Source organism: Xanthomonas sp. D-99 (assembly GCF_017746145.1).
GTDB classification, from domain to species: domain Bacteria; phylum Pseudomonadota; class Gammaproteobacteria; order Xanthomonadales; family Xanthomonadaceae; genus Xanthomonas; species Xanthomonas cissicola.
Genome location: NZ_JAGHWU010000033.1, coordinates 125,777 through 136,028, shown reverse-complemented (window position 1 = coordinate 136,028; position 10,252 = coordinate 125,777). Strand labels below are relative to the sequence as shown.

Here is a 10,252-nt window from a genome sequence, read left to right as displayed (position 1 = left end):
GTGCGTCTGTGAACCGGGAAATTCCCGCGGAAAGCGCCAGAAATGGCGAAATTCCGAAGTTCCAAAAGCCACTCTTCGGAACGACGCCACCTTCCGCCCTGTCAGGTCTCGTTGTTCAGACCTTCCCTAGATCTGTGGGAATACGACATCGCCAGCGGCCAGACGCGCCTGCTGGTCGATTCCAAGGTCGTGCTGCCCGGCACCGAGGTCCTGAGCGATGTCGAAAAAGCCCGCCGTGAACGTCAGCGCATCGCCGCGTTCACCGGCATCGTCGATTACCAATGGGCGCCGGACGCGCATGCGCTGCTGTTCCCGCTTGGTGGCGAGTTGTATTTGTACGACCTGCGCAAGACTGGCGCGGCTGCGGTACGCAAACTCACCCACGGCGAAGGCTTCGCCACCGACGCCAAGCTCTCACCCAAGGGCGGCTTCGTCAGCTTCGTGCGTGAGCGCAATCTGTGGGTGATCGAGTTGGCCAGTGGCAATGCGCTGCAGCTCACCCACGATGGTAGCGAGACCATCGGCAATGGCGTGGCCGAATTCGTCGCCGACGAAGAAATGGATCGTCACACCGGCTATTGGTGGGCGCCGGACGACTCGGCGATCGCCTTTGCGCGCATCGACGAAGCGCAGGTGCCAGTGCAAAAGCGCCCGGAAGTGTATGCCGACCACACCGAGGTGATCAGCCAGCGCTATCCGCAGGCCGGTCAGCCGAATGTAGCGGTGCAGCTGGGTGTGATCGCACCGCGCGCCAAGGCGACCCCACGCTGGATCGACCTGGGCAGGAACCCGGACATCTATCTGGCGCGCGTGGATTGGCGCGATGCACAGCGCCTGACCTTCCAGCGGCAGTCGCGCGACCAGAAAACCCTCGAGCTGATCGAGACCACGCTGGCCAGCGGTGCGCAGCGCATGCTCATCACCGAAACCTCGCCCACCTGGGTGCCGCTCCACAACGACCTGCGGTTTCTCAAGGACGGCCGCTTTGTCTGGAACTCCGAACGCAGCGGCTACGCGCATTTGTATCTTGCATCCGAAGACGGCCGCACGCTGACGCCGCTGACCTCCGGCAACTGGGTGGTCGATGCCCTGCTCGCCGTCGACGAGCAGGCCGGCACGGTGTATTTCGCCGCAAGCAAGGACGGGCCTACGCAAACGCATCTTTACGCCATACCCCTGGCCGGCGGCACAATCGAAAAGCGTTCCGCCACCAACGGCACGCACGCAGCCAGTTTTGCCAACAACGTCAGCGTGTACGTCGATACCTGGTCCAACACCACTACGCCGCCGCAGATCGAGTTGTTCCGCGCCAGTGGCGAAAAGATCGCCACACTGCTGAAGAACGACCTGAGCGATCCGCAGCATCCGTACGCCAACTACCGCGATGCGCAGCGCCCGATCGCATTCGGCACGCTCACCGCCGCCGACGGCAAGACGCCGCTGCATTACCGGCTGACCAAGCCGGAGCACTTCGATCCGGCCAGGCGCTACCCGGTCATCGTTTACGTGTACGGTGGCCCGGCAGCGCAGACCGTGCTCGATGCCTGGCCCAGCCGCGGCGATGCCTTGTTCGACCAGTACCTGGCCCAGCGCGGGTATGTGGTGTTTTCGCTGGATAATCGCGGCACTCCGCGGCGCGGGCGCGCGTTCGGTGGCGCGCTGTACGGCAGGCAGGGCACGGTGGAAGTGGACGACCAGTTGCAAGGCGTGGCCTGGCTCAAGCAACAGCCCTGGGTGGATGCCAAGCGCATCGGCGTGCAGGGCTGGTCCAATGGCGGCTACATGACCTTGATGCTGCTGGCCAAGCACAGCGACGCCTATGCCTGCGGCGTGGCCGGCGCACCGGTCACCGATTGGGGCCTGTACGACACGCATTACACCGAGCGCTATATGGATCTGCCGGCTCGCAACGCCGCAGGCTACCGCGACGCACGCATCGCCACGCATCTGGATGGCCTGCGCGCCAAGCTCCTGCTGATCCACGGCATGGCCGACGACAATGTGCTGTTCACCAATTCCACCGCGCTGATGAGCGCGCTGCAGCAACGCGGCACCCCATTCGAATTGATGACGTATCCCGGCGCGAAGCATGGGTTGTCGGGCGCCGCGGCACTGCATCGTTACAAGACTGCCGAAGCGTTTATTAAACGCTGCTTGGGATCATCTTGGGGCCCCGATGTCTGATTGAATATGTCTGTTCAAGACTGACGAAAGCTGCGGAAAAAAAGGGAATGACCACTACTCCTTGGTCAGAGATTCAAACTTTCTATTCAGTAAAATAATAGACGGCTTCATACATAGTGTTGAAGCCGGGTGACCGTTGTATAAAGCAGCGCTCGTGTCTGGATGCAGACTTGAGCGTGGTGAGAGTGCAGCGCTCGCAAGACACCCGCGCTTACTGCACTTCGAACCAAGCGGTATCCGGAAGGCGCCGGTTAATGGTCAAACGGAACTTTCTCAGGCCGTTGCTTTCCTTTCCACTGGCCCTGCTTCTTCGCATAGGGACAGATATTCATGTACTGGCCGACTGCGGTGACGGCAGTTTGTGTCCACACCTTGAAGCAGACATTCCCGACGCAACAGGGCCCCGTGCTCGTTGGCCATGGGCAGTAGCCTGGCACAGCGAGCCAGGTTCCGGAGATCGGGTCAATCGGCGTCCAGTTTTTGTCCTCGTCTTTGCACCCCTGGGTACAAAAAACAAAGGGGTCATTGCTGCGGCATGCCAGCTCTCGATAAATACTTTGTCCCGCTGCGCTACCCGCCTGAGTGAACAGAAGAACTGCAAACATCCCTATCCAGCGTTTCATGACAAGTCCTTGAGTGCTGATTCTTGAAGTGTACGTTCTATCTATGGTAAGTCAAAGTCGGTATGCGTGCAGCTGGCCTCTGTAGTAAGCGTGTGAAAGCAGGTGCGTAGCGCCACATCTGTGATGGGGCCAGTCTTCTGTTTTCCCGCTCAATGTATGAATCGCTTCGCCTGTCTCCTGGCATCGATTCTTCGTGTGCGGCGAGGAGATGGACTGTGTCAGCAGGCACGATGACCTTCGGCAGGTTGTCGGCGCCGCGTGCTCCGCGTACGGTCGCGCATCGCCCTGTTGGAATCTTCTCGATGAAGCCTCTTGTGATTGCCGTCGCTCTGGCGCTCGGCACCTGTTTGCCGCTGCAGGCGCAGACCAACCAAAGCACCGCCAAGCTATCCGCCAGCCCGGCCTGGGTGCAGACCAGCAACGGCTATGCGCAGATCCTGCTCAATGCGCAGGCGCCGTTCCAGCCCGAATATGCCAGCTTCTTCGGTGTGCCCGGCTACGACGACCAGGTCGTCGACCTCGGCCCGGACAACGCCGCGCGCTATCGCGATGCCATGCGCAAGGCGCGCGCCGCGCTGCAAACGAAGTTGACCACCGAGCGCGATGCCAACGTGCGCCAGGACCTGCAGATCATGATCGGTGCGGCCGAGCAGAACATCGAAGGCAGCGAACTCAACGAGCGGTATCTGCTGCCCTGGAGCGATGCTCCCGAGGCGGTCTTCAGTGGTCTCAACGGTCTGCTCTCCGACCAGACCGTGCCCGAGCGCCGCGCCAAGGCGCTGGACCGCCTCAAGCGCTACGTCGGCCTGGTACCGGGAAGCACGCCGACCACCACGCTGGCGCGCCAGCGCTATGAGGAAAAGCTGAGCAACAAGACCCTGCTGCAGCCCACCCAGCGTGAAGTGGAGCAGGCACTGGCCAATGTGGACACCTACGTCGCCGGTATTGGCGAGCTGTTCGCCAAGTACAAGATCGCCGGCGCCGACGAAGCGCTCAAGGCAATGTCAACGCAACTCAAGGACTACGCCGCCTGGACCCGCAGCACCGTGCTGCCCAAGGCGCGCAAGGACACCCGCCTGCCCGAGCCGCTCTACGCTTTCCAGCTCAAGCAGGTCGGGATCGATATCGCCCCACAGCAGCTGATCCAGCGTGCGCAGCTGGAGTTCATGGAGACGCGTTCGGCCATGCGCCAACTGGCGCCGCTGGTGGCCAAGGCCAAGGGCGTGCAGGGCGGCAATTATGCGCAGGTGATCCGCGCCCTCAAGGGCAACACGATCGCCGACGACCAGCTGGAAACCCACTACCGCGGCGTGATCGATCAGATCGACCCGATCATCCGCCAGCAGCGCATCGTCGATGTACCCAACCGCCCGATGCAGATGCGCCTGGGCAGCGCCGCCGAAAGCGCCGCGCAACCGGCCCCGCACTTCCTGCCGGCCCCGTTGATCGGCAATACCGGCCAGCAGGGCCAGTTCGTGTTGCCGCTGGGCAACCCGACCGCCGATGGCGCCAAGAAGGAGCAGTACGACGACTTCAACTTCGGCTCGGCCGCCTGGACGCTCAGCGCCCACGAAGGCCGCCCTGGCCACGAACTGCAGTTCACCGCCATGGTCGAACGCGGCGTCTCGCTGGCGCGCAGCATGTTCGCCTTCAACTCGGTCAACGTCGAAGGCTGGGCGCTGTATGCCGAAGCGGAAATGGTGCCCTACGAGCCGCTCGACGGCCAGCTCATCGCCCTGCAGTTCCGCCTGTTGCGCGCCGCCCGTGCCATGCTCGACCCGATGCTCAACCTGGGCCTGATCGACCGAGAACGCGCGCGCCAGGTGCTGGAAGACGACGTCGGCCTTTCGCCGGCCATGACCCGCCAGGAACTGGACCGCTACACCGTCCGCGCGCCCGGCCAGGCCGGCAGCTACTTCTACGGCTACACCCGCATCCTCGAACTGCGCATGCGCACCGAACTGGCCCTGGGCAAGAAGTTCGACCGGCTAGCCTTCAACAACTTCCTGCTCGACCAAGGCCTGCTCCCACCGGATCAGCTGGCCAAGGCGGTGGAGACGCAGTTCATTCCCGCGTATCAAGCCAAGCGCTAACCAGCTCCGGCGGATGCAAAACCACAGGGCGCGATGGAAGGCTGCAAACAGCCATCCATCGCGCCCTGGCGCATTGATGCGGGTGAATCTTGCGGGCTTTACCGCGTCGCCGCCGGAACATCCGGTGCCGGGCGCTGCTCCGCCCCCGCCGGTACCCAGATCGCCACACCCGCTGCGCGCTTCTGGGTGGTGGGGATGCCGATCCCTAAGCCGCCGCCGACGCGGCCGCCATAGCTGCCACCGCCCACCGACAGGCCGCCGCCGGAACGTTCGGATCCCACGCCGACGATGACCACGCCGTTGGCGCCGAGCTTGGCGGCTTCGCGCTTGAGGCGTTGGACGGCGGCGTCGGTCTGGCCCTGGGTGCCGAAGCCGGCAGCGCTGGTCGATTCGAGCTGGGCGATTTCCACCGAGCCGACCGGTGCGTTGGAATACACCTGCACCTGTGCCGGGTCGATCGGCGCGCGCGCCTGGCCCAGCATCACCTTGGAGCTGCTGGCGCAGCCGGCCAGCAAGGCGGCGGTGGCCGCGGCGATGGCCACGTTCCTGATCAGCGATTGCTTGTGCATGGTGGACCCCCCTTGGGTAATGAAAGCCGGGTAGTGGCCGGCGATGATCCGGCGTCTGGACTGAATCGCGCCGGACTTTGGCGCACCCTAGCCATGCCGGTGTGAGGCTGCCGCCAAACCGCCATTGGTCATGATGACCACCCGCCCACGGCGCGAGGACGGCCGCGCCGGTAAGCTCGTGCTTTCTTCAAGACGAGTTGGCACGTGGGATTGATCAGCCTGTTGTGGGGCATCGTGGCGTTGCTCTGGATGGTGTTGGCCTTCATCCCGCTGCTGGGGTGGGGCAACTGGTTCCTGATTCCGTTCGCGGCGGTGGGCGCGCTGATCGCCGCCATCGCGCTGTTGTTCACCTCGGCAGGCAACCGCGGCCGTGCCAAGACCGGCCTGGTGCTCAACGGCTTGGTGATCGTAGTCGGGGTGATGCGCCTGACCCTGGGCGGCGGGATTATCTAACAAGCTTTTCGATAGGCGGCGATGTGGATGCGTGCCTGCGCGTGTCGCGTGCGCGAGTCGAGCAGCGCCTGTGTCGGCAGCGTTCGGTGCGCTGCGTGCGGCGCACGCACGCAGAGTCCGCGCTGTTGCAGCGCTGCGACACTGCGTCGCAGCGCGTCCTGCGCGTGACGGCGGGCGTAAACTGATGCGCTGTCTCTAGGAGCCTTGTCATGGCCCACCCGCACTATCGCCCCCGCCGCATGCGCCACGATGCGTTTTCGCGTCGGTTGATGCGCGAAAACACGCTGACTACCGATGACCTGATCTGGCCGGTGTTCGTGCACGAGTTGTCTGGCCGCGCGCCGATTGCGTCGATGCCGGGCGTGGAACGCCTGTCGCTGGGCGAGTTGCTGCGCGAAGCGGAAAACGCGCTGGAATTGGGCATCCCGGTGATCGACCTGTTCCCGGTGATCGACCCGGCCGGCAAGAGCCTGGATGCGGCCGAGGCCTGGAACCCGGACGGCCTGGCGCAGCGCGCGGTGCGTGCGTTGAAGTCGCGCTTTCCTGAGCTGGGCGTCATGACCGACGTGGCGCTGGATCCGTACACCACCCACGGCCAGGACGGCATCATCGACGCCAGGGGTTATGTGCTCAACGAGATCACGGTCGAGGCATTGGTCAGGCAATCGTTGTCGCATGCGCAGGCGGGCGTGGACATCATTTCGCCTTCGGACATGATGGATGGCCGCATCGGTGCGATCCGCCGCGCGCTCGATGCCGACGATCATCTCAACGTGCGCATCATGGCGTACTCGGCCAAGTACGCCTCGGCGTTCTACGGCCCGTTCCGCGATGCGGTGGGCAGCGCCGGCAATCTGGGCAAGGCCGACAAGACCACCTACCAGATGGACCCGGCCAACGGCGACGAAGCCTTGCGCGAGATCGCCCTGGATCTGGAAGAAGGCGCGGACATGGTGATGGTCAAGCCGGGCATGCCGTATCTGGATGTGGTGCGCCGGGTAAAGGAAGAATTCCGCGTGCCGACCTTTGCGTATCAGGTCAGCGGCGAATACGCGATGCTCAAGGCGGCAGCAGCCAATGGCTGGCTGGACGAGCGCAAGTGCGTGCTCGAGGCGTTGATGGCCTTCAAGCGCGCCGGTGCCGATGGCGTGTTGACCTATTTCGCCCCGCAAGTGGCGCGTTGGTTGCGCGAAACGCGCTGAGCGCGAGCGCCTGCGGCCATATCACCGCAGGCCCATCTTATGCGGCTAACAAAACGTAGCGCGCAGTCGTCAGGTGGGTGCGGACGGCGCGCTCACACCTGCAGTGTACGGGTGGTACATGCCGGATTTTGAGCACCGGCCGCGTCCGCCTGGCGGCTGCGCAGTCGTTCTGTGAGCTGTTCTCAGTCAGTGCGCTGGTGCCAGCAACGATGTCGGCAGGCAGCCTAATCCGGCGAGCGTCGCCTCGACGGCGTCGTCCAGGGGTGTGTGCGGTTCCTCGCCCAGTACCTCGCGCAGGCGCGTATTGCGCAGGCGCAGCGGGTTGCGCCACAGCGGGCGGATCTCGCGCAGTTCGCGTGCCAGCGGCACGAACGGGCTGGCCAGCGGCAGTGCCCACCACGGAAAGCGGCGCAGTGCTGGTTGCGTGCCGCCGTGGCGCACGACCACCCGGCCGATCGCCGCGGCCATCTGCGTACCGTCTGCATCCCAGTGCCCGGCCATGTGCAGGCGGCAGAACGCTGGCAGCGTGTCGCGGCGCTGCAGCAGCCGCAGCATGCATTGCGCAACGTCGGGCAGGTAGGCCCATTGATGGCCAACGCCCGGCGCGCCAGGCAGGGTCACCGTGGTGACCGGGCGCCCCGCGGTGACCAGCCCCTGCGCGAACCAGCTGTTGCGCGCGTGCGGGCCGAAGTAGTCGCCGGCGCGCACGATCAGCGCCCGCGCACCGTGCGCGGTGGCGGCCTGCAGGCGGCGCTCCATCTCGACCCGGATCGCGCCTTTGCGGCTGGTCGGCGTCTGCGGCGCCTCCTCGTCCGGCGATGGATAGGCGCTGGGGCCGTAGTTGTAGACGGTGCCAGGCAACACGAGGGTGGCGCCTTCGGCGCGAGCCGCGGCGATACTGTTGTCGAGCATCGGCAGCACCAGCTCTGACCAGCGCCGGTAGCCGGGCGGGTTGACCGCATGCACGATCACCGCACAACCGCGCGCTGCCTGCAGGACATCGTGCCGTTGCATGGCGTCGCCGCGGCGCCAGTCGATGCCATCGCGCTGCTCGGCGGTGGCCGCCAACCCGCGTTGCAATGCACGCACCTGCCATCCTGCATCGCGCAGTTGCCGCGCCAGTTCGCCGCCGATGCCGCCACTGGCGCCCAGTACCAGGGCGGTCGCTGTCTGTGTCATGGGTCCGCTCCGCTGTCGAGATGCGGCCAGTGTGGGTAAGCCGTGGCTGCGAATAAATTGCCGAAGATGCGCATGCAGCTATACATTTATGTATGGCCGAGACGATCAGCTGGGAGCTTTACCGGTCCTTCCTTGCGGTGCTGGAGGAGGGCTCGTTGTCGGCGGCAGCACGCGCGCTGGGTCTGACCCAGCCCACCATCGGTCGGCATGTCGCAGCGTTGGAGGACCTGCTGGCGGTGCCGCTGTTCGTCCGTTCGCAAACCGGGCTACTGCCGACCGACGCCGCACAGGCGTTGCGCAGCCATGCACGGGCGATGGCCGACATTGCCGCGGCGTTGCAGCGTGCAGCCAGCCGTCATGGTGAGGCGGTGCAGGGCACGGTCAGGATCTCGGCCAGCGAGGTGGTCGGTGCGGAAATCCTGCCGCCGATCCTGGCTGCGTTGCGTGCTGCGCATCCGCAGCTGCGCATGGAACTGGTGTTGAGCAATCGGGTGCAGGATCTGCTGCACCGCCAAGCCGATGTGGCGGTGCGCATGATCCGGCCGCAGCAGGACCTGCTGGTGGCGCGCCGCGTCGGCAAGGTCGCGATCGGGCTCCACGCTCATCCGGACTATGTGGACCGGCATGGCCTGCCGCAGCGCCCGGAGGACCTGGCCCAGCATGCGCTGGTAGGTTTCGACACGGACACGCCGTTTCTGCGCGGCGCGCGCAAGGGCTTCCCGTTCTGGGAACCTGCGGCCTTCGCGCTACGGGCCGACAGCGATCTGGCACAGCTGGCGCTGATCCGCGCCGGGTGCGGGATTGGCTTCTGCCAGGCGATGTTGGCACGGCGAACGCCGGGCCTGCTGCCGGTGTTGCCGCAGCAGGTCGGTGTGGCACTGGACGTCTGGGTCACGATGCATCAAGACCTGCGCGCCAGCGCTGCCTGCAGTGCGGTGTTCGCGGCCCTGGCAGATGGATTGGCCGCGCACTGTGCCGCGCCGGACGCTGGTCTCGGCAGCAATTGACAGCGGCCGGGTGCCTGCGCCCTGCGTGGCATCCAGCCGCTGCGATCGCCGATGCCGCTTGCCGTTTGCGTGCGATGTCCGCCTGCGTGACGCTGCGCAGCCGACTGCCGCACGCATGCGTAGCCATCGTTACGGCAGCACCAGCGCGATCGCGTGCGACTTCACGCTGGCGCTGAGCGAGGGGAACGGGTCGACGTTGGTCATCACGACCAGGTCGTCGATCGACACCACGTCGCAGTTGATGCTGCTGTCGTTGACGCACAGATACGCGCCGGCGCCCACGCCCGGTTCGTAGATCGCCTTCCACACATATGCCGGAACGGCGACCTTGTCGGTGCCGATGGTCGGTGCCGTGCCGCTGTCGAACGCCGGGCCGGTCACCACGTACAACTCGCCGTGTTGCTTGGCCAGCTGACGCACCTGCTCTTCGATGTGCGCCCACTCGCCGGTGTTGAGCTTGTGGTCCTGCGGGACGACGTTGGCCATGGAAAAGGTCTCTTTTTCCGCGCTTTCGGTCGATGCATCGCCGGCCGGCGTCATGTGCCCGCGGTCGTAGCCGGTGTTGGTGTAGTCGGAACTTTTCGAGCGGTCGGCGGCCGGAATGCCGGTTTCATCGTGAAACGAGCCGACCCGGCCGATCGCCTCGGCTCCGGCCACCTGCTGGTCGGTGAGGTGCTCGGCCGAATACACCGGGTCCTTGGTCACGCCCGAGGCCAGCAGCACGTATTGGGTGTGGCAGACCTCGGTGGTGCGGGTCGTGCTGCTGCCCACGCTAGGCGGGGTGCCGTTCGCGTAAAGGGTGGGACAACTGGTGGCGGCGACCGCCACGGAGGTCGTGCACAACACTGCCAGGGCCACACAACCGCGCAGGAGGAAGGACATTGCAGAGCTCGCTTGCCAAGGGGAGTGGGGAAGGTGGCAACGCGCGATGTCCGAACGATG

General features: G+C 65.2%; 8 protein-coding genes, 1 other RNA gene and 1 pseudogene. 5 read left to right on the top strand and 5 right to left on the bottom strand.

Annotation, left to right across the window (positions count from 1 at the left end; all coding sequences use genetic code 11):
* Positions 1-126: 126 nt before the first annotated feature.
* A pseudogene (locus J7360_RS13375) lies at positions 127-2,184 on the top strand (S9 family peptidase); the annotation flags it as partial.
* 251 nt (positions 2,185-2,435) lie between these two features.
* Here J7360_RS13375 and J7360_RS13370 read toward each other — a convergent pair.
* Positions 2,436-2,807: a hypothetical protein gene (locus J7360_RS13370; protein ID WP_089096292.1), complete on the bottom strand. Its 372-nt coding sequence runs from the start codon at positions 2,805-2,807 to the stop codon at positions 2,436-2,438.
* 302 nt (positions 2,808-3,109) lie between these two features.
* On the opposite strand from J7360_RS13370, the gene J7360_RS13365 reads away from it, so the two are divergent.
* Entirely contained in the window at positions 3,110-4,900 is a 1,791-nt protein-coding gene (locus J7360_RS13365) for a DUF885 domain-containing protein (protein ID WP_057660692.1), read from the top strand.
* A gap of 98 nt (positions 4,901-4,998) precedes the next feature.
* Here J7360_RS13365 and J7360_RS13360 read toward each other — a convergent pair whose 3' ends face one another.
* Positions 4,999-5,469, bottom strand: a complete 471-nt coding sequence (locus J7360_RS13360) for a hypothetical protein (RefSeq protein ID WP_007966881.1) — start codon at positions 5,467-5,469, stop codon at positions 4,999-5,001.
* A 210-nt stretch (positions 5,470-5,679) separates the two neighbouring features.
* Between J7360_RS13360 and J7360_RS13355 the strand changes: the two genes are divergently transcribed.
* On the top strand, positions 5,680-5,922 hold the full coding sequence (locus J7360_RS13355) for a hypothetical protein (RefSeq protein ID WP_017156266.1): 243 nt from the start codon (positions 5,680-5,682) through the stop codon (positions 5,920-5,922).
* Between the two features lie 209 nt (positions 5,923-6,131).
* A complete protein-coding gene (gene hemB / locus J7360_RS13350; protein WP_057660687.1) occupies positions 6,132-7,124 on the top strand; it encodes a porphobilinogen synthase in 993 nt (330 codons plus the stop codon).
* A 43-nt stretch (positions 7,125-7,167) separates the two neighbouring features.
* On the opposite strand, the gene J7360_RS13345 is transcribed toward hemB, so the two are convergent.
* Positions 7,168-7,244, bottom strand: a non-coding RNA gene (locus J7360_RS13345) — sX9 sRNA.
* 66 nt (positions 7,245-7,310) lie between these two features.
* A complete protein-coding gene (locus J7360_RS13340) occupies positions 7,311-8,303 on the bottom strand; it encodes an SDR family oxidoreductase (RefSeq protein ID WP_057660683.1) in 993 nt (330 codons plus the stop codon).
* Between the two features lie 92 nt (positions 8,304-8,395).
* Here J7360_RS13340 and J7360_RS13335 point away from each other — a divergent pair, with 92 nt between their 5' ends.
* Positions 8,396-9,310 carry a LysR family transcriptional regulator gene (locus J7360_RS13335; RefSeq protein ID WP_209034036.1) on the top strand — a complete coding sequence of 305 codons (915 nt, stop codon included), beginning with the start codon at positions 8,396-8,398 and terminating at the stop codon, positions 9,308-9,310.
* 129 nt (positions 9,311-9,439) lie between these two features.
* Here the strand turns inward: J7360_RS13335 and J7360_RS13330 are convergent, their stop codons facing one another.
* Entirely contained in the window at positions 9,440-10,192 is a 753-nt protein-coding gene (locus J7360_RS13330) for a DNA/RNA non-specific endonuclease (protein ID WP_022560244.1), read from the bottom strand.
* Positions 10,193-10,252: the final 60 nt, after the last annotated feature.